At 31.4% G+C, this 26,963-nt stretch carries 29 protein-coding genes, 1 tRNA gene and 1 other RNA gene; 20 read left to right on the forward strand and 11 right to left on the reverse strand.

The window, feature by feature from the left end; translation table 11 throughout:
* Positions 1-8 precede the first annotated feature (8 nt).
* Positions 9-689 carry an HAD family hydrolase gene (locus tag KQI68_RS01990; protein WP_216548423.1) on the reverse strand — a complete coding sequence of 227 codons (681 nt, stop codon included), beginning with the start codon at positions 687-689 and terminating at the stop codon, positions 9-11.
* 231 nt (positions 690-920) lie between these two features.
* On the opposite strand from KQI68_RS01990, the gene KQI68_RS01995 reads away from it, so the two are divergent.
* Both KQI68_RS01995 and KQI68_RS02000 read left to right on the forward strand, forming a co-directional pair.
* On the forward strand, positions 921-2,132 hold the full coding sequence (locus KQI68_RS01995) for a hypothetical protein (protein ID WP_216548424.1): 1,212 nt from the start codon (positions 921-923) through the stop codon (positions 2,130-2,132).
* A gap of 18 nt (positions 2,133-2,150) precedes the next feature.
* Entirely contained in the window at positions 2,151-3,329 is a 1,179-nt protein-coding gene (locus tag KQI68_RS02000; protein ID WP_216548425.1) for an amidohydrolase, read from the forward strand.
* Positions 3,330-3,401: 72 nt separating this feature from the next.
* Here the strand turns inward: KQI68_RS02000 and KQI68_RS02005 are convergent, their stop codons facing one another.
* Positions 3,402-5,033: a phosphoenolpyruvate carboxykinase (ATP) gene (locus KQI68_RS02005; protein WP_216548426.1), complete on the reverse strand. Its 1,632-nt coding sequence runs from the start codon at positions 5,031-5,033 to the stop codon at positions 3,402-3,404.
* 227 nt (positions 5,034-5,260) lie between these two features.
* On the opposite strand from KQI68_RS02005, the gene KQI68_RS02010 reads away from it, so the two are divergent.
* Together KQI68_RS02010 and KQI68_RS02015 are read left to right on the forward strand one after the other, a co-directional pair.
* Positions 5,261-5,497 carry a response regulator gene (locus tag KQI68_RS02010; protein ID WP_216548427.1) on the forward strand — a complete coding sequence of 79 codons (237 nt, stop codon included), beginning with the start codon at positions 5,261-5,263 and terminating at the stop codon, positions 5,495-5,497.
* A gap of 120 nt (positions 5,498-5,617) precedes the next feature.
* A complete protein-coding gene (locus tag KQI68_RS02015; protein ID WP_216548428.1) occupies positions 5,618-6,934 on the forward strand; it encodes an amidohydrolase in 1,317 nt (438 codons plus the stop codon).
* An 826-nt stretch (positions 6,935-7,760) separates the two neighbouring features.
* On the opposite strand, the gene KQI68_RS02020 is transcribed toward KQI68_RS02015, so the two are convergent.
* From KQI68_RS02020 to KQI68_RS02040, 5 genes are all read right to left on the reverse strand, one after another.
* On the reverse strand, positions 7,761-7,943 hold the full coding sequence (locus KQI68_RS02020; RefSeq protein ID WP_216548430.1) for a hypothetical protein: 183 nt from the start codon (positions 7,941-7,943) through the stop codon (positions 7,761-7,763).
* Positions 7,944-7,949: 6 nt separating this feature from the next.
* Complete coding sequence (locus tag KQI68_RS02025) at positions 7,950-8,123, reverse strand: hypothetical protein (protein ID WP_216548432.1); 174 nt, start codon at positions 8,121-8,123, stop codon at positions 7,950-7,952.
* Positions 8,124-8,543 carry a GTP pyrophosphokinase gene (locus KQI68_RS02030; protein WP_216548434.1) on the reverse strand — a complete coding sequence of 140 codons (420 nt, stop codon included), beginning with the start codon at positions 8,541-8,543 and terminating at the stop codon, positions 8,124-8,126.
* A 410-nt stretch (positions 8,544-8,953) separates the two neighbouring features.
* Positions 8,954-10,801, reverse strand: a complete 1,848-nt coding sequence (locus tag KQI68_RS02035; protein WP_216548436.1) for an ABC transporter ATP-binding protein — start codon at positions 10,799-10,801, stop codon at positions 8,954-8,956.
* Positions 10,788-12,524, reverse strand: coding sequence for an ABC transporter ATP-binding protein (locus KQI68_RS02040; protein ID WP_216548438.1), 1,737 nt, complete (start codon positions 12,522-12,524; stop codon positions 10,788-10,790). Before KQI68_RS02040 ends, KQI68_RS02035 begins: the two co-directional genes overlap by 14 nt.
* A gap of 114 nt (positions 12,525-12,638) precedes the next feature.
* On the opposite strand from KQI68_RS02040, the gene KQI68_RS02045 reads away from it, so the two are divergent.
* Entirely contained in the window at positions 12,639-12,875 is a 237-nt protein-coding gene (locus KQI68_RS02045) for a CDIF630_02480 family spore surface protein (protein ID WP_216548440.1), read from the forward strand.
* A gap of 43 nt (positions 12,876-12,918) precedes the next feature.
* Positions 12,919-13,470: a phosphatase PAP2 family protein gene (locus KQI68_RS02050; RefSeq protein ID WP_216548442.1), complete on the forward strand. Its 552-nt coding sequence runs from the start codon at positions 12,919-12,921 to the stop codon at positions 13,468-13,470.
* Here the strand turns inward: KQI68_RS02050 and KQI68_RS02055 are convergent.
* Entirely contained in the window at positions 13,444-13,881 is a 438-nt protein-coding gene (locus KQI68_RS02055) for a nucleoside deaminase (RefSeq protein WP_216548444.1), read from the reverse strand. The two genes, KQI68_RS02050 and KQI68_RS02055, sit on opposite strands and share 27 nt — an antisense overlap.
* Before the next feature lie 54 nt (positions 13,882-13,935).
* Here KQI68_RS02055 and KQI68_RS02060 point away from each other — a divergent pair, with 54 nt between their 5' ends.
* The 6 genes from KQI68_RS02060 (at position 13,936) to KQI68_RS02085 (ending at position 17,066) form a co-directional block, all read left to right on the forward strand.
* Positions 13,936-14,127, forward strand: coding sequence for a hypothetical protein (locus tag KQI68_RS02060; RefSeq protein ID WP_216548445.1), 192 nt, complete (start codon positions 13,936-13,938; stop codon positions 14,125-14,127).
* A gap of 76 nt (positions 14,128-14,203) precedes the next feature.
* Entirely contained in the window at positions 14,204-15,085 is an 882-nt protein-coding gene (locus KQI68_RS02065; RefSeq protein WP_216548446.1) for a DegV family protein, read from the forward strand.
* Between the two features lie 228 nt (positions 15,086-15,313).
* Positions 15,314-15,496 carry a hypothetical protein gene (locus KQI68_RS02070; protein ID WP_216548447.1) on the forward strand — a complete coding sequence of 61 codons (183 nt, stop codon included), beginning with the start codon at positions 15,314-15,316 and terminating at the stop codon, positions 15,494-15,496.
* Positions 15,497-15,580: 84 nt separating this feature from the next.
* The gene (locus tag KQI68_RS02075; protein WP_216548448.1) at positions 15,581-16,093 is read left to right on the forward strand and encodes a GNAT family N-acetyltransferase; all 513 of its coding nucleotides are present in this window, start codon (positions 15,581-15,583) and stop codon (positions 16,091-16,093) included.
* 321 nt (positions 16,094-16,414) lie between these two features.
* Complete coding sequence (locus KQI68_RS02080) at positions 16,415-16,615, forward strand: helix-turn-helix transcriptional regulator (protein ID WP_216548449.1); 201 nt, start codon at positions 16,415-16,417, stop codon at positions 16,613-16,615.
* 1 nt (position 16,616) lies between these two features.
* Entirely contained in the window at positions 16,617-17,066 is a 450-nt protein-coding gene (locus tag KQI68_RS02085) for a hypothetical protein (protein WP_216548450.1), read from the forward strand.
* 282 nt (positions 17,067-17,348) lie between these two features.
* Here KQI68_RS02085 and KQI68_RS02090 read toward each other — a convergent pair.
* Both KQI68_RS02090 and KQI68_RS10415 read right to left on the reverse strand, forming a co-directional pair.
* Positions 17,349-17,425, reverse strand: a tRNA-Pro gene (locus KQI68_RS02090).
* A gap of 163 nt (positions 17,426-17,588) precedes the next feature.
* Positions 17,589-17,714, reverse strand: a complete 126-nt coding sequence (locus KQI68_RS10415; RefSeq protein ID WP_281422230.1) for a hypothetical protein — start codon at positions 17,712-17,714, stop codon at positions 17,589-17,591.
* Between the two features lie 55 nt (positions 17,715-17,769).
* On the opposite strand from KQI68_RS10415, the gene KQI68_RS02095 reads away from it, so the two are divergent.
* From KQI68_RS02095 to ggt, 7 genes are all read left to right on the forward strand, one after another.
* Positions 17,770-18,408: an HAD family hydrolase gene (locus KQI68_RS02095; protein ID WP_216548451.1), complete on the forward strand. Its 639-nt coding sequence runs from the start codon at positions 17,770-17,772 to the stop codon at positions 18,406-18,408.
* A complete protein-coding gene (locus KQI68_RS02100) occupies positions 18,405-19,019 on the forward strand; it encodes a VanZ family protein (protein ID WP_216548452.1) in 615 nt (204 codons plus the stop codon). Before KQI68_RS02095 ends, KQI68_RS02100 begins: the two co-directional genes overlap by 4 nt.
* Positions 19,020-19,093: 74 nt before the next feature.
* Positions 19,094-19,440: a transfer-messenger RNA gene (gene ssrA, locus KQI68_RS02105) on the forward strand.
* 120 nt (positions 19,441-19,560) lie between these two features.
* The gene (locus KQI68_RS02110; RefSeq protein WP_216548454.1) at positions 19,561-20,319 is read left to right on the forward strand and encodes a copper amine oxidase N-terminal domain-containing protein; all 759 of its coding nucleotides are present in this window, start codon (positions 19,561-19,563) and stop codon (positions 20,317-20,319) included.
* Between the two features lie 180 nt (positions 20,320-20,499).
* Entirely contained in the window at positions 20,500-22,455 is a 1,956-nt protein-coding gene (locus KQI68_RS02115) for an S-layer homology domain-containing protein (RefSeq protein ID WP_216548456.1), read from the forward strand.
* Positions 22,456-22,612: 157 nt separating this feature from the next.
* Positions 22,613-23,974 (forward strand): sodium:solute symporter family protein, encoded by a 1,362-nt coding sequence (locus KQI68_RS02120; RefSeq protein WP_216548458.1) that lies wholly within the window; start codon positions 22,613-22,615, stop codon positions 23,972-23,974.
* The gene (ggt, locus tag KQI68_RS02125; protein WP_216548459.1) at positions 23,967-25,676 is read left to right on the forward strand and encodes a gamma-glutamyltransferase; all 1,710 of its coding nucleotides are present in this window, start codon (positions 23,967-23,969) and stop codon (positions 25,674-25,676) included. The genes KQI68_RS02120 and ggt overlap by 8 nt, the downstream gene beginning before the upstream one ends.
* 59 nt (positions 25,677-25,735) lie before the next feature.
* Here the strand turns inward: ggt and KQI68_RS02130 are convergent, their stop codons facing one another.
* Positions 25,736-26,419, reverse strand: coding sequence for a GntR family transcriptional regulator (locus tag KQI68_RS02130; protein ID WP_216548460.1), 684 nt, complete (start codon positions 26,417-26,419; stop codon positions 25,736-25,738).
* Positions 26,420-26,640: 221 nt separating this feature from the next.
* On the opposite strand from KQI68_RS02130, the gene KQI68_RS02135 reads away from it, so the two are divergent.
* Positions 26,641-26,961 (forward strand): DUF4298 domain-containing protein, encoded by a 321-nt coding sequence (locus KQI68_RS02135; protein WP_216548461.1) that lies wholly within the window; start codon positions 26,641-26,643, stop codon positions 26,959-26,961.
* The last annotated feature ends 2 nt before the right edge of the window (positions 26,962-26,963 follow it).

Raw genomic sequence — 26,963 nt, forward strand, 5'->3', positions numbered from 1 at the left:
TCATCTTCTCAAATGTATTTAAAAACTTCAGAAGGATTTTCAATGATGTGATCTGCATATTCCTCAAGCATTTCTCTACTTCCAGTTCCACAAGTTACTCCAAGTTTTTTTGTCCCATTTCCAAATAGCATATCCACTTTTGAGTCACCAATTACTATAATTTCTTCGTCTTTTAAATTATATTTTTCTTTAAAAACTTCAAGTGCCTCTGTGTCTGGTTTTTTCTTGTAAGTGTCTGCTGTTGCTATAAAATCAATGTATTCAGTAAACCCTAGAAAATCCATTGCAAATTTAGTCTGTCTATAATTATCAGAAGTAAAAATTCCTATTAAAATACCTTTTTCTTTTAATTTCTTAAAAATGTCGATAACATCACAAGTGGTTTCAATTCTATCTTTATTGTTTTTATAGTAATTATAAATATAGTCATCAATTTCTATAAAAAGACTATTCGCATCCATGTCTAAATATTTTGAAAGAACTACTGCGACATCGCCAATAGTTTCAGATGCAAGAATTGAATTTTCTTGAGCTTTTCTGTCTTCACCTACTCCAATATCTTGGAATAATTTTTTCTTTATAATAGTATCTAAATTTTTATCTTCTAAATATTCGATTAAGGAATCAGTATAAATATTAGAAAACCTAAGAATTGTTCCGTCTTTGTCAAATAAAACTGCTTTAATCAAATTAACTCACTCCTCGAATTTATTCTATCACTAAGTGACACTTATTTAAAAAGTATATTTAAAAATTTAATAGACCTTATATAGATGAGGTAAATTTTTAGTAAATAAAATCATAAAGCCCGTGAAAACATAAGAACTTAAGCATATTTCATTGACAATGAAATATTTAAGGAATATAATATTCCTTAAAATAATTTGCTTTAGCAACTCAAAGCAACAAAGGAGGAAGATATGGACGCATTATTAGCACTTTTATTTATTTTTGTAGTCTATACAATTGGCGATGTAGTATCCGCTGCCACAAAAAGTATTGTGCCCTCGCTATTTGTATGTTCGGCGATTTTCTTAGGAGGTTTTTGGTTGGGAGTTCCAGAAACACTTTTCCAAGATTCCCTCATGTATAGTGTAGGAGCTTTATTTATTACTACACTTCTAGTTCACATGGGATCAATGCTTAACCTTAGACAATTAATCGCTCAATGGAAGACAGTTCTTATTTCGGCAGGAGCTATTATAGGTATTGTTGCACTTCTTTTATTAGCAGCAACTCCAATCGTAGGAAAGGAAACTGCAATTGTAGCAGCACCACCAATCTCTGGTGGAGTTATAGCGGGTCTTCAAATGGCAGAAGCCGCAGATAAAATTGGTAGAGCTGATTTAAGACTTATGGCAACACTACTTGTTGTACTTCAAGGATTTATCGGTTATCCACTTGCATCTTTTTGTCTTAGAAGAGAGGCAAATAGTATTTTAGATTTAAAAGCTAAGGGTCACAAGTTTACAGAAGATGAAGAAGTTGAAAGAAAAGAAGTCAGAACTATTTTCCAACTTCCACACAAATATGTTTCCGCAAACTATTATATTGCAAAAGCAGTTTTTGTCGCATTTATAGCTACAGTAGTTTCAGGATATTTAAAAAATATTGATACTGGAATTTTTATTTTAAACATCTTTATTAGAATTGATAAAAATGTACTTGCACTTATTCTTGGTATAGTTTTTGCAGAAGTTGGATTCTTAGAAAGAGAACCACTTAACAAGGGTAATGCCTTTGGCTTAACAATGGCTGCTCTTATGACAGTAGTATATGGTGGACTTGCTGGTGCGAGCCCAAGCGATGTACTTGGAATTTTAATTCCAATTGTAATTTGTCTAGTACTTGGTACAATTGGCATAGGTATTATGTCAATTATATTTGGTAAAATTTTAAAAGTTGGACCATGGATGGCTTTTGCCATTGGTTCATCAGCGTTATTTGGTTTTCCTGGTACTTTTGTTGTTTCAAATGAAGTTGCAAAAGCTATGGGTAAAGATGATGAAGAGAGAGAATTAATTTTATCGCAAATTCTTCCGAAGATGTTAGTTGCAGGATTTGTAACAGTATCAATTGGATCAGTTGTGCTTGCAGGAATTATGGCGCCAATGCTTACACCTGCTATGTAATAAAGAAAGAGGGATAATATGGATATTAAAAATTTAATCGAAAAGAACAAAGACTATATACTTGAAATGAGAAGATATTTTCACAAGAACCCAGAGCTATCCTTTGAAGAACACGAAACTACAAAGAAAATAGCAGAAGAGCTTGATAAAATGGGAATAAAATATGAAATTCCTACTGAAGAGCCAAAGACTGGTGTTATTGGAGTTATCGAAGGGGCAAAACCAGGAAAGACTGTTGCACTTCGTGCAGATATTGACGCATTAAATGTTACAGAACAAAATGATGTTGAATACAAATCTGTTAATGAAGGAAAGATGCACGCTTGTGGTCATGACACTCACATTTCAATGCTTCTTGGAGCTGCAAAAATTTTAAATGAAGTTAAAGATGAACTTTGTGGAAAAGTTTATTTAATCTTCCAACCAGCAGAAGAAGTTGGTCTTGGTGCAAAATATATGATTAGACAAGGAAATTGGTTTGAAGAAACTGATTCAATTTATGGATCACATATTTGGGTTGGACTTGATGCAGGAAAAATTTCCCTTGAAGCAGGAGATAGAATGGCTGCTGCAGATATGTTCTCAATTAAAATCCACGGCAAATCTGGTCACGGATCTCTACCAAATGAAACAGTAGATGCAGTAGTTGTAGGGTCTGCAGTAGTTCAAGCACTTCAACAACTTGTATCAAGAAATTATTCTCCACTTGATTCTGTAACAGTTACAATTGGATCATTCCACAGTGGAAACAGATTTAACATCATTGCTGGAGAAGCAGAAATGACTGGTACAAATAGATATTTCTCAAGAGAAATTGGTGCAAGAATCGAAGAAGATATGAATAGAGTTATCAAGGGAGTTTGCGATGCTTATGGTGCAACTTATGAACTTGATTACACTTACATCTTAGGACCAACAATTAATGATGAAAAAGCATCAGAAATAGCAATTAAAGCACTTGAAAAATTTGCAGGACCAGATGCACACTCTACAATGCAAAAGACAACTGGTGGAGAAGACTTCTCTTATTATCTAGAAGAAAAACCAGGATGTTTCGGATTTGTAGGATGTAGAAATCCAGAAGTTGGAGCAGAATACCCACATCACAACGAAAGATTTAACGTAGATGAAACAGTACTTGCAAATGGTGCAGGAATGTATGCACAATATGCAATTGACTTTTTAAATGAAAATTAATTAGATTAAAGACTTGGAGTGGTCCAAGTCTTTTTTATTCAAAAATATAGACGACCACTTGGGTCGTCCTTTTTAAATTCTATAAAAATAATCTCTAAATTCTTCTAATGCATATTCTGGAAGTTCGTCAAATTCAGAAAGGTTGTCAAAGAATTCAAGTCTTGTTCTAAAGGATTTTTCTAGTTTTTCCCTGTATAAATCATAAACAGGCAATTCATAACCTTCTACTTCAAGATATGAAAAGTCTTTTATTTCAAACAAATCTTTAAACTCTGCATTATCATCAATCACTTTTTCAAGAAGTGAGAAAGTAATTTCCTTCGGTATGTCTTTTCCAAAGTAATCTCCAGAATTTATAATGTAGCAATCAACTCCGTCTTTAAATAATTCTAAAAATTTATTAAAATCATCAGCCAATGGATAAGTTCTAAAAGGATTGGCATAAGGCTCAACAACAAGCTTTGTAAAGTCGTATCCCTTCTTTAGATTTTCTGCAGAACTTCTCTTAGTAATAAGAGATGCGCCAAGAAGTGCAGCCATTATTGGATTTTCAATTTTAACAAGTGGCGGAAAAACTGGATCCTTCATTATCCAGCAAATTGCATCAATTTTATCATCAAGTCTGTTTACTCTATTTTTTGACCACAATTTAGATTTAATTGCTCGTCCATTTCCATTTCTAATATCTTCAGTCACAGCTACTATATTGCCATCTTCATCCATAGTTGCTCCTACATTTTGCATACTCAAAAGAAATTTGTTGTCAGGACTGTTTGGCGGATAATTTTGTGTCTTGTCAAAATATGATGGCTCAAGTGCAATGGAGTATTTGTCCTTGGAATTAATTATAAAGGCATCGTCATGTAAAATTTTTATATCGTATTTATCCTCGTGCTTATGATGAGTGATAGTTGATTTGCCAGAGCCAGAAAGTCCAAATACAGAAAGTGTGAATGGATTTTTATCTTCTCTATAGAAAGTTTTAATTCCGCCATGGCAAGAGGCAAAGCCATTTCTATTTGCAATAGACCATGCAAGAGTAAGTGTGCCCTTCTTGTGCTCGCCAAAATATTTTAAGCCAAGTAGTGCTAATGTGTTGTTTTGAGAATCGAAATATGCTATTCCATTTGGATAATTTTCGTTTTTCCATTGTGGGTCAGAAAAAACAATTATGTCAGCCTCGTCATATTTTTTAGAATTTTTATACATTTCTTTAATCTCATTATTAATTGGTTGAAAATTTAATAGCCAATTGTATAAAATATTTTCTTCGCCTTCTGGAATTAAAAGATGAGCCTTGACACAAAAGTCTTTATCAAGACCTACAACAGACTCTGCATAAAGCATTTTTTTAAATCTAGTATCATATACAGCATCCATTACTACCTTGTTAAGTGCGTCATCTTCGTTGTCGTTATTATTTGATATGTATCTAGCAGAAGCTGTTCTACCAGTAGTAGCTCCATCATTAAATATAATTACTTTTGATCCTTTTTCAAGTCCAATTTTTTCTGGTTCAAAAATTTCTCTACTTGTAATAATTGCACCAGGAGAATTTTTAGCAATCTCATAAGCTTCTTTAAGTGTATTTATTTTCTTAACATTATTTCCATAAAAAGGAGTTTCAACAATAGTTCTAAGTCTAGAAAATTGATTTTTTCCCTTTCTAATACCATCTAAATTTGTTCTGCCTCTAGTAGACATTTTTACCTCCCAATCCTACTCTTTTTACATATATTTTAAAAACTTTTTACAATTTTTATATTTTCACTCTTGTTATATTATATTAATTGAGTGTAAAAATCAATATCTAAGGACATTTATGATACACTTAATTTAATAAATGTTATTTTTATAGATGTATAATCTAAAATGATAGGCTTTATACATGCAATACTTTAAAAATAGTGTTACTTATAGAGGAGGATTTTATGAAATCTTCGTTATTAGTTGAAGATGATGAAATTATTGGAGAAGAAATAAAAAAATTTCTTGAGAAAAATAATTTTAGGGTAAAACTTATAGATAATTATAAAGAAGCATGTGAAGAGACAAATAAAGATTATAGTCTAGTGATATTAGACATTAACCTTCCAGATGGCAAGGGTATTAATCTTTTGGGAAATTATATTAAAATTAGATCCAATAAAATTAATAAAATAAATTAGACTCTGTATCTTAATGTAGATGCAGAGTTTTTATTATATTTAAATTTTTTAAAGCTTTTAAAAAATTTTTAAATATATATAATGGTAATAGACAAAATATTAGACATTGGAAGGGAAAAAATGAATTTAGAAAGCTTATTTAAAGAAGCAGATAAATATGACGAAGAATATGTAAAATATAGAAGGGATTTTCACAAATTTGCTGAATATGCCTGGACTGAGTTTCGCACAACTTCAAAGATTATAGATTTTCTAGAAGCAGAGGGAATAAAGACAATTGTTGGTAAAGATATTATAAATCCAAAGTATGCTTGGAGCTATCCAGATGCAGAAACTATAAGAAATGAAGAAAAAAGAGCTGCCAAACAAGGAGCGAGTTTTAAAAATTTAAAGAGAATGGAGGGCTACACAGGTGTGGTTTGCGTAATTGACTCTGGAAACCCTGGGCCTACCTATGGATTTAGATTTGATATAGATTCTGTAATGATAAATGAGACAAAGGATAAAGGTCATAGACCGAATAGAGAGGGATTTGCTTCAGAAAATCCTGGAGCAATGCATGCCTGCGGTCACGATGGCCATACTACTATGGGACTTATGTTTGCGAAAATTATAAATAAATATCGTGATAGCTTTAATGGAAAGGTAAAAATTATTTTTCAGCCAGCAGAAGAAGGAGATAAAGGAGCGAAGGCAGTTGTAGAAAGTAAAGTCTTAGATGATTTAGACACAATTGTAGGTATGCATATACTTGGAACTGAAGAAGAAGCTCCAGGACTTGCAGGAACTTGGAGAGGACTTTATGCTACAACAAAATTTGATGTGGAGTTTTTCGGCAAAAGTGCTCATGCAGGAATGTATCCACAAGAGGGACATAATGCAATACTTGCAGCAGTGCAGTCAATTTCAATGATGCAAAGTTTTGTGCAAGATAGTAAAGGTGAGACAAGACTTAATATTGGAAAGATAAAGGGAGGCACTGGAAGAAATGTAGTGCCTGATTATTGTAAGATTGAAGTTGAAACTAGAGGATCTGATTCAGATGTAGAAAAGAGACTTTATGATGCCTGTGTGAAATGTGTAAAAAACACTGCAGAAATTTACGGATGCGACTGTAAAGTCAAGGTCATGGGATATGGACCAACTGGCAATGGAAATAGCGACTTTGCAAATAAAATTGCAGAAGTGGCAAAAATTGTGCCTGAGTTAAAATGGACTAAGCCTTTTAATGACAATGTTGGCGGCACAGATGACTTTTCATATATGATGGGCCATCTTCAAGAAAAGGGAAAGAAAGCTTGTTATATGAATCTATTTACAAAGCTTCAAGGCGGAATTCACAATAGCCATTATGATATGGATGAAAGCTGTCTTAAAGTTGGAGTGAAAGTTTTAATTGCAGTTTTAAATTTGTTGAATGAGGAAAATATTAATTAGGGTCGCTTTTGTTGGAAAGAGGGCAAAATGAATGAAAATGAAGAGGGCTGTCCCTTGTCGTCAATAAAAAAACATTAGAATGAAAATGAATTGATAAAAAAGAAAGAAGATGATAAAAAAAGGGGGTGTCCTCGATTTTCAAAAAAATAGGGTAAAAAATCCAGAAAAAGGGGACTGTCCCCGATTTCACGAAAAACAAAGAGAGTAAAAAAGAATGTAATAGGGCTGACCTCGCAAATGAAAAAGCATCAAAAGAAGGATTAACAAAAGATGTAACAGAAGAGAGAAAAGGGATAGTCCCAAACCAAACCTGACAGGGACAGTCCCGAGTTTCATAAAACTTATTCTTCAATAAAGTATTTTTTTACTTAATCTAATTTTTTAATATGCGATGTGGGACAGTCCCACAGGGCACGCAGCAGTCCCAAAATATCCAGGCGCATTTGGGAACAAGGGGACTGCTGCGGAAAAAGGGTAAAAATGCAAGAGGGCTGTCCCTTGTCGTCAATAAAAAAACATTAGAATGAAAATGAATTGATAAAAAAGAAAGAAGATGATAAAAAAAGGGGGTGTCCTCGATTTTCAAAAAATAGGGTAAAAAAATCCAGAAAAAGGGGGACTGTCCCTGACCGAGTCAACAAAGGGACCGTCCCCTTTTTGGGAAAGAAAGCTAAGAGGGCAAAAAATCCGAGAGGGCTGTCCTCGCAAGCGAAACAGCATGAAAAGAAGGATTAACAAAGGAAGGGTACAGTCCCCAAAGCAAAACTGCCAGGGACCGCACCCAAAATCCATTTTCCCATTAAGAAGAGGCTTTTTGTCTCTTCTTTTATTTTTTAATCCATATCAGGAGGTGCGTAGAAAATAATATTACTTTCTTCTTCCTTAGATTTTTTTGCCATCTCTTGATTTTCTTTAATACTTTTTTATCTTCTTCAGTTAAAATTATACCGCATTCATTAGCTTTAAGTCTTCCCATTGCAATGCCAATAATTCTATATTCCCTATTCATAACGTTCTAATCCTCATCAGGTGCGTAGAAAATAATATTACTTCCTTCTTCATCAGCTTTTCTGGCAATCTCTTGATATCTTTTGATACGCTCTTTTTCCTTTTCAGTTAAAATTATATTGTTTCTCTCAGCTGTGGTAGCACCTAAGGCAATATTAATAATTAAATATTCTCTGTTCATTTATTCCTCCTCTAAAAGTATAGATTTAGCTTTTTTATACTTTTCAACTCTTCTTAAATCTTTTTCAGTAACTCTTTTTAATCTTTTGAGATTCATATTTTGTTCAAGATCAGCAAGTTTAACACATCTTGCAATCTTGTTTTTCTTAATATCTATCACATAATCTAAATAACTGGCATCTTCATCATGAGTTAAAAGAAGAAGAGCTTCTTTTTGATTTTCATTTAAGAAATCTAAATCTTCTATTTTATAATCAGTATCCTCAATTAAATCGTGTAAAAGTGCCACAACTTTTGCATCATAATCCTGTGCGTTTAAAGAAACTCTAATAGGATGAAAAATATAAGGCTTTCCGCCCTTATCCTTTTGGCCCTTATGAGCTTTGATTGCAACAAAAAGAGCCTTAATAATTTTTAACATTATTATATTCGTCTCCTTTTTAAAAATTTAATATTTATGTCCTTAAAATAAGCACAAAAATAAAACTTAATCAAAAAATTAAATTTAAAAATAATAAAAATTGAAAATTGCAACTGAAATGTTGCCAAAGAAACCTCAGAATGAGGTGAAATAAAATGAGCAAATTACGCTATAAAAAGTATACCCTAAAATTTTAAAAATATTTATAAAATGGTTAATTGATATTTTATTATAAGTTTTAAAGTAATTAGTTATTATTAACGGTCTGGGACAGTCCCAAACTATATTAGTTTAAATTCATAAATAAGTTTAAATAACAGATAACATGAAATAAATAATACACACGGGACAGTCCCAAAACACCAAAAGAAAAAGCAAAAAAGAACAGCCTAAATAGACTGTTCTAATAATTAATCTTCTGAAAATCCTCCAGTATAAAGATTATAGTATATTCCCTTTTGTGCCAATAGGTCTTCGTGATCTCCTCTTTCCACAATTTCTCCATTTTCCAAAACTATTATTACATCGGAATTCATAATTGTTGAAAGTCTGTGAGCGATAACGAAAGTTGTTCTTCCCTTCATTATCTCATCCATTCCGTCCTGTACAATTTTTTCTGTACGAGAGTCAATTGATGATGTTGCTTCATCAAGTATCATCACTGGTGGATTGTAAATTTCTGCTCTTGCTATTGAAAGAAGTTGTTGTTGCCCTTCTGAAAGTTCTCCGCCAGCTCCAGTTATTACTGTGTCGTATCCATCCTTTAGGTTAACTATAAAGTCGTGAGCATTTGTCCTTTTTGCAGCATTTATAGTCTTATCCATGTTAATTTCATCAACTGAATAGTTTATATTTTCTGCAATTGTTCCAGTAAATAGATGAGTATCTTGTAAAACCATTCCAAGTGCACTTCTCAAGTGATCTTTTTTTATTCTATTTATATTTATTCCATCAAAGGTGATTTCTCCGCTATCAATATCATAAAATCTATTGATAAGATTTGTGATTGTTGTCTTTCCTGCACCAGTTGCGCCGACAAAGGCAACTTTTTGTCCAGGTTTTGCGTAAAGATTTAGATTCTTTAGAACTTTATTCTTTCCATCATAAGAAAATGACACATCATTAAATCTAATGTCTCCAAGAATTTCTGTATATTCATCAGTTTTAAGATCATGCCAGAAATGTTTCTTTACACCATTTTTTTCTAAAATTACATTTTCAACATCGCCATCATAACTTTCAGGTTCTTCTGCTAAAAATGAAAAGATTCTTCGCGATCCTGCAATTGCAAGTACAACTTGGTTAATATTTCCTGCAACTTGAGCCATAGGTCCAGTGATAGTTCTTGAAAGTTGTAAAAATGATGCAACTACACCAACTGTAATTCCAAATCCTCCATGAACTGCCATTAGTCCACCGATTAACGCAAATAAAACATATTGGAAGTTTCCAATTCCGAAAATCATAGGATATAAGAAAAGTCCAAGTCTATTTGCAATCATTGTGTTTTCGGCAAGTTCATCATTAATAATTTCAAAATCATCAACTGCCTCATCTTCGTGATTAAAGACTTTTACAACTCTAAGTCCGTCAATCATCTCTTCGATAAATCCATTTGTCTTTGCAAGGGAGTTTTGTTGGTTTAAGAAATAATGTGAAGACCTTCCTCCGATTTGATTCATTACAAAAATCATAAGACTTACTGTAAAAATTATGATTAGTGATAGTAGTGCTGATTGGCTAAACATTGCAACTAATACCATGATTATTGTCATCATTGAAGATACAAAAGATGGAAAACTATTTGCAATCATTTCACCAAGGGCTCTCGTATCATTTGTGTAATAACTCATTATGTCGCCGTGGCTTGTGGTGTCAAAGTAAGACACTGAAAGTTTTTGCATCTTGCTAAACATTGTCTTTCTAATATCGCCCATAGTTGTCTCTGAAATATTTACCATTAGCCTTGAATAGAAAAAGGAGCAAATTACTCCAAATAATAGGAATAGTGACATTTTGACTAATACGCTAAAGAGCGGTCCAAAGTCAGGTGATGAACTGTTTAAAAGAGGCAAGATATAATCATCAATTAAAACTCTAATAAATAGTGAAACTGAAATTGATGCAAGTGATGCCATAACAACCATAAATAGAACTAAAATTAGTTTTATCTTGTGTCTTTTAAATATAAAAATGAAAAGTTTTTTTGCTGCATCAATATTTTCTTTCGAAGTCATTTTTGTCTTATTCTTTGGCATCAAAATCACCGTCACTTTCTTGTGTTTCATTTATTTCTGAATATATTGGACTTGTCTTAATAAGTTCTTCGTGTTTGCCAATAGACTCAATTTCTCCGTTGTCCATGACTATTGTGTAATCTGTATTTTTAAGAGATTTAATCTTTTGTGAGATTAAAATTTTTGTCATCTCTGGTCGTAAGCTTTGAAGTGAAGAAATTATTTTTTCTTCAGTCTTATTGTCAAGGGCAGATGTAGAGTCGTCCATTATTAAAATCTTAGGCTTTTTCAAAATTCCACGAGCTATACAAATTCTCTGCCTTTGTCCACCCGAGAAGTTTGTGCCGCCTCTTTGCACCTTCATATCTAAATCTGTCTCTGGATTTATAAAATCATCACATGATGCAATATAAAGTGCCTCTTTTAATTCTTCGTCAGTTAGATTTTCATCAGCCCAAAGTAAATTTTCACGAAGAGTTCCTGTGAAAAGCTGATTTTTTTGTAGAACTACAGAAACTTCATCACGAAGCTCTTCAAGGTCGTATTCTCTTACATCTCGCCCGCCAACTAAAACCTGACCCTTATCAGCATCATAAATTCTTGCAATAAGCGAAACAAGTGTAGTCTTAGATGATCCAGTAGGACCGATAATTCCCACATAATCTCCTGAATTTATTTTAAGATTAATATCGCATAGGACAGATTTTTCTATATCTTCTGAATAAGAATAGTAGACATCTTTAAATTCAATGCTTCCGTCAGAAACTTCAGTTACTGCATTTTCAGGGCTTACAATAGTAGGTGTAGTCTTAATCACTTCGTCAATTCTTCTAAGTGAGTTTCTTGCAATTGTAATTTGCACAAGTATCATTGAAAGCATCATTAGAGAGATTTGAATTTGGATTGCGTAGGTGATAAGTCCTGTCAGTGATCCAGTTGACATGTCGCCCGCTACAATTAAATTAGCTCCAAGCCATGCAATTAAAATTGTCATTAGATAAGTTGAAAAGTTCATCAAAGGATTTGAAAGAGCTAGTAGCTTTGAAGCTTTAATATAATTATTTTGCAATTCGTCTGATATTTCGTCGAACTTTTCTATTTCCTTGTCCTCTTTCACAAAGGATTTAACAACTCTAATAGCTGACAAATTTTCTGATACATTGGTGTTAAGTTTATCTGTAACTTTAAAAACATGCTCGAAAATTGGATAAGCTCCCTTGATTATAATCCCCATTCCAATTGAAATAAGAGGAATAATAATTACAAAAGTTGGTGCAAGTTCCTTTGAAAGTCTAAAGCTCATTATAAAACAAAAGATTAGCATAAGTGGTGAACGAATAGCCATTCTCGTAGTCATCTGAAAGGCCATTTGCACCATTTGCACATCAGTTGTCATTCTTGTGATAAGAGTTCCTCTCTTGAACTTGTCCATATTTTCAAAGGAGAAATTAGTAATATTTTTAAACATAGAATATCTCATATTTTTTGCAAGACCACTAGATGCCTTAGTGGCAAGATATCCCGAAGTAACTCCTGTAATAAGAGAAATTCCTGCAAAAACAAAGAGAATAATACCATATCTTATAATATTATTCTCAACGCCTAAAAGAATTCCCTCGTCAATTATTTTTGTCATGAAGAATGGAATTGAAACATTCATCAAAACTTCTAATAAAACAAAAATAGGCGAGAGCATGGCATACTTTTTATACTCGCCTAAATTATCAAAAACGATTCTTAACATTTTCACACTTCCCAATATTTTAAATTTTCTATATTTAAGATACCCATTATAATTGTAATTTAACAAGTTTTGTAATATTATATACTTAGAATAATCTTATGGAGGTAGTATATTATGACTGATAAAAAAGAAAAAGATTTAATTGAAAATTCTAAGACTCTTTCAAATGACAAAAAAGAAGAAATGAAAGCTAATATTGAACAACAAAAAGAAATAAAAGAATCAGATAGACCAGATTCTGATGTATATTCTAAGACTGAAGGAAAAGATCCTGAAACTGGAATTGAAATTCCTACAGATGAAGCAGTTGAAGAAGCAAAAGAATGGGTTGACGAACAAAACCAAATGTAATTTTAGTGGCCTTTTATAGGCCATTTTTCATAAAGGGGTTTAAATGGATAAGAGACTTTTAGACTGGCTAATACAAATAAGAACAGATACGCTAAATAGATATATGATAGTGATAACTCATCTTGGAACAGGTGGAGCACTATGGGTGTTTACTGCATTTATATTATTTTATTTGGGCTTTAGAGTAGAAAGTATAAATATTGTCCTTGCACTTATGTTTAATGGAATAATTTGCAATCTCTTATTAAAAAATATTTTAAAAAGAAAAAGACCTTCATGGATAAATAAAGTTGAACTTCTAATTAAAAATCCAACAGACTTTTCCTTTCCATCAGGTCATGCATCATCATCCTTTGCAGCAGCAGTGACAGTTTTATATTATTTCCAAGGAATGGGAGTAGTGTTTATTGTAGTAGCCTTTTTAATAGCAATATCTAGAATATATCACTTCGTTCACTATCCAAGCGATGTAATCATAGGAGCAATCCTTGGAATAATAATAGCAATAGTAACAAAAAATTTATACGACGATTATATCTTAGAATTTTTAAGGACAAATGCAGGTTTTCTATTTAGACCTTTCCCTAAGTTCTGAGAAAAAATTTGAAATTAAACTTGAGCATTCATCTTCTAAGATAGAACCTTTGTAATTAATTTTGTGATTGGTGAATAGATTTTCAATATTTTGATGGCTTTTGACAGCACCGAATCTTTTATTGCTCGCACCAAAATATAAATTAGAAATTCTTGCGTGTAGTATTGCACCAACACACATTAGACAAGGCTCAAGAGTGATGTAGATATCAGAACCTTCAAGATGATATGAATTTAAATTTTTAGAGGCCATATTTATTGCCAATATCTCAGCATGAGCAATTGGTGAGTGTAGAGCCTCCTTTTTATTGTAGCCAATGCCAATTATTTTTTTGTTCCTTACGATAACTGCACCAATGGGCACATCGTGAGTTTCAAGAGATTTCTTAGCAATTTCAATTGCTTTTTTCATGTACTTAATATCCATGATTACATTATAACATTAGAAAAAATTAGAGGAGACAAAATGAAAAAATTCTTTAAAATACTAATATTCTTACTCATTGCACTTAATATTGTCATTACAATCTCAGCTTATATCAATAAATCTCCCTACAACAGCATGCCTTGGTATAGCCTTCCAGTGCTTCTTTTTAAAATCTCTGTAGTTGTTTTAATAGTTTTAATAATCGTCTACAAATTTATAGGAAACAAATAAACATATAAAATTAATGAAAAAAAGAACTTTATGTTATAATATTTTATATATGATTTACATATAGATGGGGGAAACGATGAATTTTAAAATATTATCTGATTCTTCTTGCGACTTAGACAATAAGACAATAGAGGAAATTGGTATTGATATAATAAATTTAAAAAATATAGACGAAAACAACGAAGAACTTCCTGATGATTTTTCTAATCAAGATTTGTATAGAGAAATGAGGGAAGGGAAATTTTTTAAAACAAGCCAAGTAACAGCTTATGACTACCAAGTTAAATTGGAAGAAATGGCAAAATGTGGAAGCAACATAATTGTTTTGGCACTTTCAAGTGGACTTAGTGGTACATATCAAAATGCTTACATGGCAGCAAGAAAAGTATCAGAGAAATACAAAGATATAAAAATCGAAGTAATAGATTCACTTGCCGCATCAGTTGGATTTGGATTAATCACTTATTACACAGCACTAGCAGCAAAAAACGGAATGGACTTTGAAAAGACTGTTGAGTTTGCAAAATATCTTGTAGCAAACACTGCTCATATCTTTACAGTTTTTGATTTAAAATACCTTTATCAAGGGGGAAGAGTTTCAAAGACTAAGGCAAAAATTTCAAGCGTGCTAAATATAATTCCAATCTTAGAAGTGGATGATGATGGGAAATTATATGTATCAGAAGTAATTAGAGGAAAGAACAAAGCTTTTAAGAAAATGATAGAAATAATTTCAGAAAAATCAACAGCATCAGGAGTTGATTTTGTTTTTCCAGTGCATGGAGATGACAAAAAGATTTTAGATCCATTTATTGAAAGACTTGAAGAAAAGGGATTTAAAAATCACAAGTCTTTTGAAATTGGAAGAACAATAGCTTGCCATGTTGGACCAGATATGTGCGGCATGGGGTATTTAAAAGAAGATATAAAGGAAGAATTTAGAAAATATATAGTTTGATTTGGTCTCTTTGGAGGCCTTTTTTGTGAGCAAATATTTTGTTTCTATATTGAGGGTTGCCATTATCGATTACTGAGGGATGTCCCTTGCCATTAAGAAAAGATTAGAAGGAAATAAATTAAATAAAAAAAGAAATATATAATAAAAAAAGGGCTATCCTCGTAAGTTAAAGTAGATTAAGTAAAGTAATAAACAAAGGGACTGCTCCTAGTATAAAAAGAGGTAAAAATGAAAATAAGAAGAGAAGAAGAAAAAGATTATAAAGAAATAGATAAAGTAGTAGAAGAAGCATTTAATAGTGCGGAGCATGCAGATGGCAACGAAAAAGATTTAGTAATAGCTTTAAGAAATGGCATCTCTTACATTCCTGAACTAGCACTTGTACTGGGGGCTGTCCCTTGCCATCAATAAGGAAAGATTATAAGAAAATAAATTAAATAAAAGATAAATATATAATTAAAAAAAGGGGCTGTCCCCATGATTTAAGAGGTAAAAATGAAAATAAGAAGAGAAGAAGAAAAAGATTATAAAGAAATAGATAAAGTAGTAGAAGAAGCATTTAATAGTGCGGAGCATGCAGATGGCAACGAAAAAGATTTAGTAATAGCTTTAAGAAACGGCATCTCTTACATTCCTGAACTAGCACTTGTAGCAGAAGAAAATGGAAAAATAATTGGCCATGTAATGTTTACAAAAGCAGAAGTCGGAGATGAAACAGTATTAGCACTAGCACCAATATCAGTTCTGCCTGATGCACAAAGAAAAAAAGTAGGCTCAGCTCTAATAAAAGAAGCACATAAAATTGCAAGAGAACTTGGATATAACTATTCAGTTGTTTTAGGAAGCGAAAAATATTATCCAAAATTTGGTTATAAAAAAGCAATAGAATTTGGAATTACTTCACCCTTTGATGTTCCAGAAAAAAATTTTATGGCGATAAAATTAACTGATGATGCAAATAAAATCAAAGGTAAGATGAAATATGCGAAAGAATTTGGAATAGAATAAATCTTTATGGACTGCCTTTTATGTCTGATCATTATCGATTACAGAGGGGCTGTCCCTTGCCATTAACAAGAAAAGATTAGAAGAAAATAAATTAAATAAAAAAGAAATATATAATTAAAAAGGGGCTGTACTCTTAAGTTGAAGTAGATTAAATAAAGTATTAAACCCTGCGACTGCTGCGTGCCCTGTGGCTATCCCTGGCAGGTTTGCTACCAGGACTTTTTCTTCTATTAAAAATTAAAATGCAAAGCAAGCTTGACAAAAAAATGTAAAGCGTACTATACTAAAAATGCAAAGCTAACTTAGCATTTGGAGGAAGAAATGAAAAATATAATTTCCCAGTTAAGAAAAGAAAATAAAATTACTCAAGAGGAATTAGCTAATGCAGTTGGAGTGACAAGACAAACTATAACTTCAATTGAAACTGGCAAATACATTGCATCTCTACCACTAGCTTTTAAAATCGCGAGTTTTTTTGATAAAAGCATTGAGGACATATTTACTATGGAGGATGGAGATTAATATGAAGAGTTTGGAAAGCTACAAAAAAGAATTAGAAAATAGGATTGGTGTTTTAGTTGTAGTTTGTGTTTTAGCACTTCTTGCAGTTTTATTTGGAAACTTCTATTTAAAAGATATATTTCCAACTAAAGATGTTGTAAATTACTATGTAATGGGATTTTTCTTTGGAGTTGAAGTCGCTTGTTTAGTTCAAATGGGTGTATATTTTAAAGCTTTAAAAGATGAAAACACTTTGAAAAAGATGTACACTGAAGAAAATGACGAAAGAGAAATTTTTATAAGAATGAAGTCAGGTTATACCGTTGTTAAATTATTTTCTGGTCTTATTCTTTCTGCATCTTTTGTGTTTGCATATATTAGTTTTGAAGTGTTTGTAGCACTGACTATAGTTGCAATTTCACAAATCATAATCTCATTTCTTCTTAGAAAATATTGGTCAAAGAAAATATAAATTATGGCGATGGAGTTGATCTGTCGCTTTTTTATATGAAGTGTTTATGCGAAGGGGACTGTCCCTGTCAGAATTACAAAGGGACTGTCCCCTTCAATTAAAAACTACTTTCATATAAATAAAAAATTAACTTCTATATTTTATTTTTACAAACACTAAAATTTTTCATTACAATTATTTGATAAATTCTTTCTAAGAAATTATAATTAGAAAATTTTGATGGGACTTAAAAATTTAAATGAGCATAAAAAAAGACTATATTCTAATGAATATAGTCAAATATGGTCGGGGTGAGAGGATTCGAACCCCCGGCCCCATGGTCCCAAACCACGTGCGCTACCAAACTGCGCTACACCCCGGTAAAATAAAATTTACGTTTGTAAATTTCTTATTAAGTTTTAACAACTAAATAAGATTATAACACTTTTTAGAAAAAAATCAAATACTTTTTTTAAAAAATGATGTAAAATTTTTAATACCTAAATATTATAAAGGATTATGAATGATTTGACAAGCAAATAATTATAAAATATAATCATTTAGATATATCATTCTGTTATCTTCTAGAAATAGGATTCTGTAATCATTTAGAATTAGGATTCTGTAATCATCTAGAAATAGAATTCTGTAATCATCTAGAAATATCATTCTGAAAATTATTAATAATTATGATTATTTTGAAGATAATAATATGGAGGAATAAATGAAAGCTATTATATTTGACTTAGACGGCACACTTGTGGATTCAATGTCTTATTGGAATCATCTAAACAAAGACTTTATGAAGACAAAGGGCGTGGAAGTATCCGATGAAGTCAACCACAAATTAATAACTATGAGCTCAAGAGGTGCTCTTAAATTTTTAAAAGAGCATTACGAATTAAAAGAGAGCGTAGATAAATTATTTAACGAAATGAAAGATGTAATAATCGAATTTTACACAAATAAAGTTGAGCCAAAGGAAAATGCCCTTGAAGTTTTAAAATATTTAAAAGAAAAAGGATATAAAATTGTAATTGGAACTTCAACAGAAGAAGAATTTGCAAGAATTGTCGTAGAAAAATATGGCATCGATGAATTTATCGAAAAAATCTACACAGTTGAAAATATTGGAATCTCCAAAGAAGAAAAAGAATTTTTCTTAGAAATTGCTGATAAAATCTGTGAAAAACCAGAAGATGTGGCACTTGTAGATGACAATCACCTAGCACTAAAAGCTGCTAGAGAAGCAGGTCTTATTACTTTTGGAATATATGATGAAAACTCAAAAGATGTTTGGGATAAAATCAAAGGAGAAAATAAAAATTCTATTGAGGGATTAATAGAATTAAAAGAAGTATGAAAATATTTATTTTCTTTGCACTTCGAGCAATTCCAGCTTTTATAATAACTTTTATTTTATTTTCACTAATTAGGGTTAAATTTTTCCCTCACCTTAAGAAGGGAAGTTCAGGATTTAGAGAATTTTTATTAAGTGTATTGGCAGGATATATTGCAGTATTATTTGTGCTGCTATTTACACCAAACTCATATATTGCTCAATCAGGTATAAATCTGACAAATGAAAATTTTGATTTTGTTGGAAACTTTAAAGACAGAATGAATTCAGGAGCGTGGGGAGTTAACTTAGTTCCCTTTAGAACGATTTTAAACTATATAAAGTATTCGGGAATTTGGCACACATTTTTAAATGTGGCGGGAAATATTATAATTTTTATTCCCTTGGGAATTTTGATTCCAATGATTTATAAAAATTACCGAAACTTTAAATATATACTAAGGATATCAATATCACTTTCATTTTTCATCGAGTTTATTCAATTCTTCATTGGAAGATCAGTTGATATAGATGATTTAATGCTAAATGTTGTTGGAGGACTTTTGGGATATGGAATATGGAAAAATTATTTGAGATATAAATTTCCTGATAAAAAAAGAAGAGCTCGAGTTTAATTCGGGCTCTTTTAAATGCGTAAAATTGACAATTTATCCTATTTCTAGTATAATTTTTATTCTAAACTAAATATGGGGGCGAAAATGGTTTCGACGGGGGTTTTGAGCTTAAAGTAGCGAGCCGTTGATGGATCACACAACGTAAAAATGGTCCATTAAAAAATAAACGACGAAAATAATTTCGCACTAGCTGCCTAATCATAGGTAGCAATCCAATGTAGACTCCGCGATCTACTGCGGGTTTCAAATTAAGCGGGCAAACGAACTCTGTGATGCGCCATAGCAGAGGGGGTTAATGGCGATACTTTCTGCAAGTTTGACTTTCTAGTAGCAGAGAGGAATTCTTAAGAGAGATCTGCGCTCGGAGAAGCTTTCTGTAAGGGGCCTTCGGACGTGGGTTCGACTCCCACCGCCTCCACCACACAAGGCTGTATTCATTGAAATACAGCCTTTTTTTATGTTCTAGATTTTACAAACTTAGAATTTATAGTAATTGAAAACATTTTTATTATTGATATAATAAAATAAAAAGGAGAATATTATGAAAATTTTAAAAAAGATTATGTCTATAGCGATTTTAAGCATGATGATGCCAGGGATGATTTTTGCGGCTTCTAATCCTAGGATTGTAGTAAATGGAAAATTAATTGAACAAAAACCAAATCCAATTATTGAAAATAATAGGACTTTGGTTCCAATTAGATTTGTCGCTGAAAGTTTAAATTATAATGTTGATTTTATTGAAACAAGCAGAACTGTTGTCATTGAAAGTAAAGATTCCAAGATAGAGCTTAGGGTTAATTCCAATGAAGCTAAAGTTAATTCCAATGGGCAATCAAAAGCTGTTAATCTAGAAGTTCCAGTAAAAATTTATGATGACAGAACTTTTGTCCCTATAAGATTTGTGGCTGAAAATTTAGGAACAGAAGTGAATTGGGATAATGAAAATAGAGTTGTAGTTATTGGTGATTATAGCCTTTATAATCCTAAAAATTTTAAAGTAAATACACCTAAGGTTTCTAAGGATTTTAGTCTAAACTATATTTATTTGGATGAAAATGAAAATTCCCTTTATATTAGTGGTGATGATATAAAGCCTAGAGCTGATGGTTTTAATGAATTTTGTGTATATAATTATAGTGATGATTACAAAGATAGATTTTATGTAAAACTAAGTGATGATAAAACTAAAGTTTTATGCAAGTATCCAAATGGTAAAAGTGCAGGTTATATGGAAGTATTAAATGATAATCAGTTAAAGTTTAGAGGAAAAGTTTTTACAAATCCAAATGCGAATTAATATATTTTATAGTGATTATTTTTGATATATAAGAGTTTGATAGTAATAAAAGGTGTAATTATTAAAATAATATTACGAAAATATTAAGACTTTGATATTGAGAGGTCTTTTCACTTTTTTATCACATTTTAGATATATTATTAGGCTAAGAAATTAACTAGACAACTAGGAGGAATATTAATGAAACCATATAGTAAGAAATATTTAACACTTGCACTTGCAGGAATTTTAGCAACTTCAATTCCTATGACTGCTTTTGCAAATGCACAAACACCACCTACAAATGATAACTCAAGTGATATAGTTGAAGGAAGTACAAAACCGGGAACAGAAAACCCAGGAACAAATCCAGGTACAAAACCGGGAACAGAAAACCCAGGAACAAATCCAGGTACAAAACCAGGAGCAGAAAACCCAGGAACAAATCCAGGTACAAAACCAGGAGCAGAAAACCCAGGAACAAATCCAGGTACAAAACCAGGAACAGAAAACCCAGGAACAAATCCAGGTACAAAACCAGGAGCAGAAAACCCGGGAACAAATCCAGGTACAAAACCAGGAGCAGAAAACCCAGGAACAAATCCAGGCACAACAACACCAAAAAAAGATTACACAAAAGAAATCAATATTAAAGCTGGTATAGGAGAAAGAATAACAAGTAGAGATATTCTTAATAGAATACCTGATGCTAAATCTGTTGAATGGGACAGCGTTGAATTCGACAGTTATGGAAATAGAACAAGAACTGCATATGTAACATTTAAAGATGATACTTTACACAAAGTAACTGTAAATATTGATGTTGATAGAAGATACAACACTTACGGAGATATTGATCTTAAAAATGTTAAATATGATGGCAAAAAAATAACAGGTAGAACTGCATCCTATGCTAGAATTTATGCAGAAAAAGGTAGATATAATGATGAATATCTAGGAAGTGCAGACAGAGATGGATATTTTTCAATAAATTACACAATTAAGAAAAATGAATCAATAAAGATTTATGCAAAAGATGGCAATAAAACTTCAAGCTCAGTTAAAATCAGTGGAACAACTGAAAATCTTGGCAAAGAAGTTGAAGCTAATAGTTTAAGTATTTCAGGTAAAAATCTTACAGGATATATTAAGAATTCACCTAATACAAATATTAGAGTATACTTTGATGGTAAATTAGTTGGAAGTTTTAAAACTGATGATAAATCATATTTTTCAACAACTCTTTCTGAATATATTAATCCATTTGATGTAAAAAATCTTAAATTTTATAAAGAAGATAAAGCATCAGATGTATTCTTAAAAGTTACTGAAGCAATTGAAGGAACTAAGGTTGTTAAAGGTAAAGCTGACTACAAAGACACAGTTAGGGTTCTAGATTCTAAAAACAACGAACTAGGAAGATTTACAGTTCCTGTATCAGGACTTTTCTCAGTTGATCTTGTGAGAGATTTAATTGGCGGAGAAAAAATTACAGTTGAAGCAAAAAATGCTGACGGAAGTATTAAAAAACAAGAATACACTGTAACTAAGAAACCTCAAGTACAAACTCAAGTTGCATATATTAAAGGTTATCCAGATGGAACATTTAAACCACAAAACAATGTAACAAGAGCAGAAGCTGCAAAAATGTTTGGAGTTCTTTTAAATGGTAGCGAAAACTTTGGAACAAGTACTACAACAAGATTTACAGATGCAAATGGAGAATGGTACTCTCAAGCAGTAAATTATGTAGTTTCTAAAGGACTTATCAACGGATATCCTAATGGAGAATTTAAACCAAACGATAGTATCACAAGAGCTGAATTTGCACAAATGATTTCTGGATATATTAAAGCCAGCGAAGCAAAAGCAAACTTCACAGACATTGAAAATCACTGGGCAAGAGAAGCAATTGACAAGCTTTATGGAAACAAACACATCAATGGTTATCCAGATGGAACATTTAAACCAAATGAAAAAATAACTAGAGCAGAAGCTGTTACAATTTTAAATTCCGTATTTAATAGAGTGACAACTGCTGATTCAATTAAAAATATTGATAAAAACGCACTAAGAACATTTAGTGATGTAAATCCTGATTTCTGGGCATATTACAATATTCTAGATGCTTCAAATAGTGTAAAAACTTCTAAATAAGTTTTAGATTAAAGGCTTCGAGTTTTCGGAGCCTTTTTTATATTTATTAAAAGATATTTGTGTTTATACTTGACTTTGATAAAGTAAGATAATAAAATAGATATGTAATATATTACATATCTATTGAAGGAGGTTTTTTATGTTAGTTTTAACTTGGGTGATAACTTTTGCTTTAATTGTTGGAGTAGGAATATATGCAGGGACTAAAATTCAAAGTTCCAGTCAATGGTCAGGAGGAGATAAATCTCTTGGAGTTTTTTCTTTAGGATGTATTTTTGCTGCTTGGCAAATTGGTGGAATGGCAATTGTTGGAGCAGCCCAAAACGGATATAATATTGGAATTTCAGGAATGTGGTATTCTATAGCAGGTTCCTTTTACTTCATAGCTTTGGCATTCTTTGCAAAAACAATAAGAAGTAAGATGCCTGGAGAATCTGTTTCTGAGTATCTACAAATAAGATTTGATAAGAAATCATCAAGACTTTATTCATACGCATGGATAATATATGGATTTTTCTATATTCCGATACAGTTAAAAACAGTTTCTAGTATTATAAGTATAGTTCTTCCTGAAGTTAGCATGACAATTGCTATGATAATTGGTCTAACAGTTGCGGTTGTTTATACCAGTTTCTCAGGAATGAAAGGAGCTTCTTCTGTAAGTAGGATAGTTTGCTTTGGAATTTATGCTTTATTAATTACTTTTGTATTAAGAGTACTACCAACATTTGGTGGATTTAATGGTCTATTGGATACTGTTCCTGCTGAGTTTAGTAGTCCTACAAATATGCCTTTACAAAGAATTATTGCTTGGATATTCGGAGGATGTATAAGTACGGCAGTAATGCAATCTGTTTTACAACCACTACTTGCTGCAAAAAGTCCTGAAGTAGCAAAAAAAGGATCTATTTTAGGATATTTAAATTCAGCTCCTATATGCTTTTTAACTGCAATATGTGGAATAATGGCTAAGTCAACAGGTGCTGAATTAGGTGATGGTGCTACTGCATTTGCATTCGCAATTAAATATTTCAGTTCACCTATATTTGCAGGAATAATATTTGCTTGCTCAACTATGATTATTGCTGCCACTATGGCTACAATGATGTTAGCAACAGGAACAATAATAACTAATTTGTATAAAACAGATATAAATCCAAATGCTGATGATGCTAAAATATTAAAATATTCTAAAATTATAACGTTTGTGTTTGCATATTTAACTTTGATTCCTTCGTTTTTGATACCAAGTGAATCTTTGACAAATTTATTTTTAACTTTACAACATATTGCTGCGGCACCAGTTAGTTTCTCTATATTATTCGGATTACTTTGGAAAAAAACTACAAAAGAAGGAGCTTTTTGGAGTATGGCTACAGGAATGATTGTAGGTGTAACCTGGATGATATTAGGATTGACAGACAAATTAGAAGCAGTTTATCCAGTGGTAATTGTAACCTATTTAGTAGGTATTATTGTTTCTAAAATTACTTATAAGGAGGATTATAATATTGGTTGAAAAAAAAGAAGTATATATGTGGCCTTCAAATTGGAAAAAGCCTGTATCTGAGGGTAATAATGGAGGAGTTAGTACAAATAATTATTATGCAACAAAAGCTGGATTAGAAATACTAAAAAAGGGTGGAAATGCTTTTGATGCTGCTGTTGCTGTTTCTTTGGTATTATCTGTTGTTGAGCCTCATCATTCCGGAATTGGAGGAGGAGCATTTACATTAATGTATAATTCAGAAGAAAAAAAAGCTTATGCATTAGATGGCAGAGGTATTGCTCCAAAAAAAGCTAAAAAAGATTTGTTTATAAGAAATGGCAAAGTTGTAGATGAATGGAAGGACATAGGTGGAAAGTCTGTAGCTATACCAGGCCTTCTAAAAAATTTAGAAATAATGCACAATAAATTTGGAACTTTAGAATTAAAAGAATTAATAAAGCCGAGTATTAATTACGCTTTTAATGGTTTTTCAACAAGTTTTACAGAATCTATTACAATTAATGATCCTTCAGTAAAAAGAAAAATAAAAGAGTTTTCGGATTTTAAAAAATTATTTTTAAAAGAAAATGAAACTAAATATGATTTTGGTGAAAGAAAGAAAAATTTGGACCTAGCAAAATTACTTACCAAATTATCTGAAGATGGACTAAGTTCTTTTTATAAGGGTGAAATTGCTGAAAAAATTGTAAATGCAATAAATAATCATGATGGATGCTATGAAATAGAAGATTTAGAAAACTATGATTCTAAGTTCAGAGAGGTTATATATACAAATTATAGGAACCATAAAATCTTAACTTTTCCACCACCAGCTAGTGGAACAGCATTAATAGAGATGCTAAATATTTTAGAGAACTTTGATTTAAACGGAATGGGATCAAACAGTTCAGATTATTTACATGCACTAGCAGAAACAATGAAAATTGTATTTGCTGATAGGAGTATTTCTATAGCAGATCCTGATTTTGTAAGAGTCAATACAGAGAAGTTAATAAGTAAAGATTTTGCTAAACAAAGATATAATTTAATAAGCAATAAGTCTCAGGAATATTTACCGGATGATGGTATATTACCTGAAGAGTATCCAGGAAATACATCTCATTTTTCTATAATTGATAAGTATGGAAATGCAGTATCTCAAACACAAACTATTAGAGACTGGTATGGAAGTGGGATAGTTGTTGATGGGTTGGGTTTTGTATTAAACAATAATATGAGCGATTTCTCAGCTAGTGAAGGGGAATTAACAAGTCAAGGGTTATCTTATGGTAGTGCAAATTCTATAGAAGGTGGTAAAACACCATTGTCAAGTATGTGTCCAACATTTGTATTAAAAGATGATGAAGTTTTCTTGTCGATAGGTTCAGCAGGTGGGCCTAGAATAATAACTGGAACATTGCAAGGAATTGTTAACGCCATTGATTTTAATATGAATTCAGAAAATTTAGTTAATATTCCATACATTACAAGCTTAAGTAAAAATCAAGGGTTAGAAATAGAAAGTGGTATTTCTTCGGATACTATTAATATTCTAAAAGAAAAGGGCCATTCTATAAATGTGATTGAAACAGGAAATGTAATGAGTACTATGGTAAATAATGTTATGAAAAAAAATGATAAATTTTATGCGGCATCTACTAAGAGAGTAGATGGTTGTGGAGGTACATTGTATAATGATACTATGATATTTGAAGGGTTTCATCAAGAATAGAGATATCCCCCTTTTTTAAAATTAATTTTAAAAAAGGGGGATTAAAATGTAATTTTATTTCAATATTCCCAAAATCTGTTTAATGTTCTAGAGTATGATTCCTTAAGATGGTTTTCCATAAGTTTTTTAGATTTATCTGAATTTCCTTCATTAATAGCATTAGCAATCATTTCATGTTCTTTAAATACATTATTTCCATCTATTGAATTATTGTAAACAGATTTATTTTCAAATCTTAAATAATTATCCAGTATTAATTCTGTCTGATTATAAAGTATTTTATTATGAGTTGCTCTTGCAATAGATCTATGAAACTGATGATCAATTCTATATAAAGCTTGTCCATCAAAAGTACTTAAATTTTTTTTGAGTTCGCCAAGGCAGCTATATATATACTTAATATCCTCATCTGTTCTTCTTTCGGCGGCGATTTTAGCATTAATGCCTTCTAAAATTAGTCGTGTTTCTAAAATATCATGAGCGGTTTCATCTGTAACAGGAACAACCTCAACACCCTTTCCTCTTGCAAAAGAAACATAACCTTCCTTTTGCAACTCTAGCAAGGCTTCACGCACAGGAGTTCTGCTAATTCCTAGTTCGTCACATATTTCTTGTTGTGAGTAGGTAGCTCCAATTCTGAATTTATTATATAAAATTGCATTTTTAATTAAATTATATGCTTGATCTTTATAAGTCCTTTTTACAATTTGATCTGAATTTGAAAAAATATCTTGATTGCTCATTATAACCACCCAAAAATTATTATAAATATATTATATCATAAATAACTTTTTAATTTAAATTTATAAATATCATGCTTCAAATAGTGTAAAAACTTCTAAATAAGTTTTAGATTAAAGGCTTCGAGTTTTCGGAGCCTTTTTCTTTTATAAATATATTTTGAGATATTTGTGGTAAAATTAAAGCAAATAGATAATGCTATAAATATTATTTGGAGGATATTATGGGAAAAAATATCGATGATAGAATTAAAGTAATAACTGAAATGGAAAAGATTTTAAATGAACACGGTGAAATAATAAATGAACTTGAAAAAGCCGTGGAAAAATTTAGAAATCATCAAGAAGAGTACAACAGATTAAGTGAGTATTACTCTTCAGAAGAATATTTTAAAGATCTTGAGCTTGATGAAAATGGAGAACTTCCAGATGATTTGGCAAGAGGGGTTTTATCTGAAGATGCAGTTTTTAATCTTTTCGGAGAAAATTATAATATGGCAGTTGAAATGCTAGAAATTGCCACAGAAATTTTAAAAAATCACTAAAA

The sequence above is a fragment of the Peptoniphilus ovalis genome, assembly GCF_018919265.1.
In the GTDB taxonomy this organism is placed as follows: Bacteria; Bacillota; Clostridia; order Tissierellales; family Peptoniphilaceae; genus Peptoniphilus_A; species Peptoniphilus_A ovalis.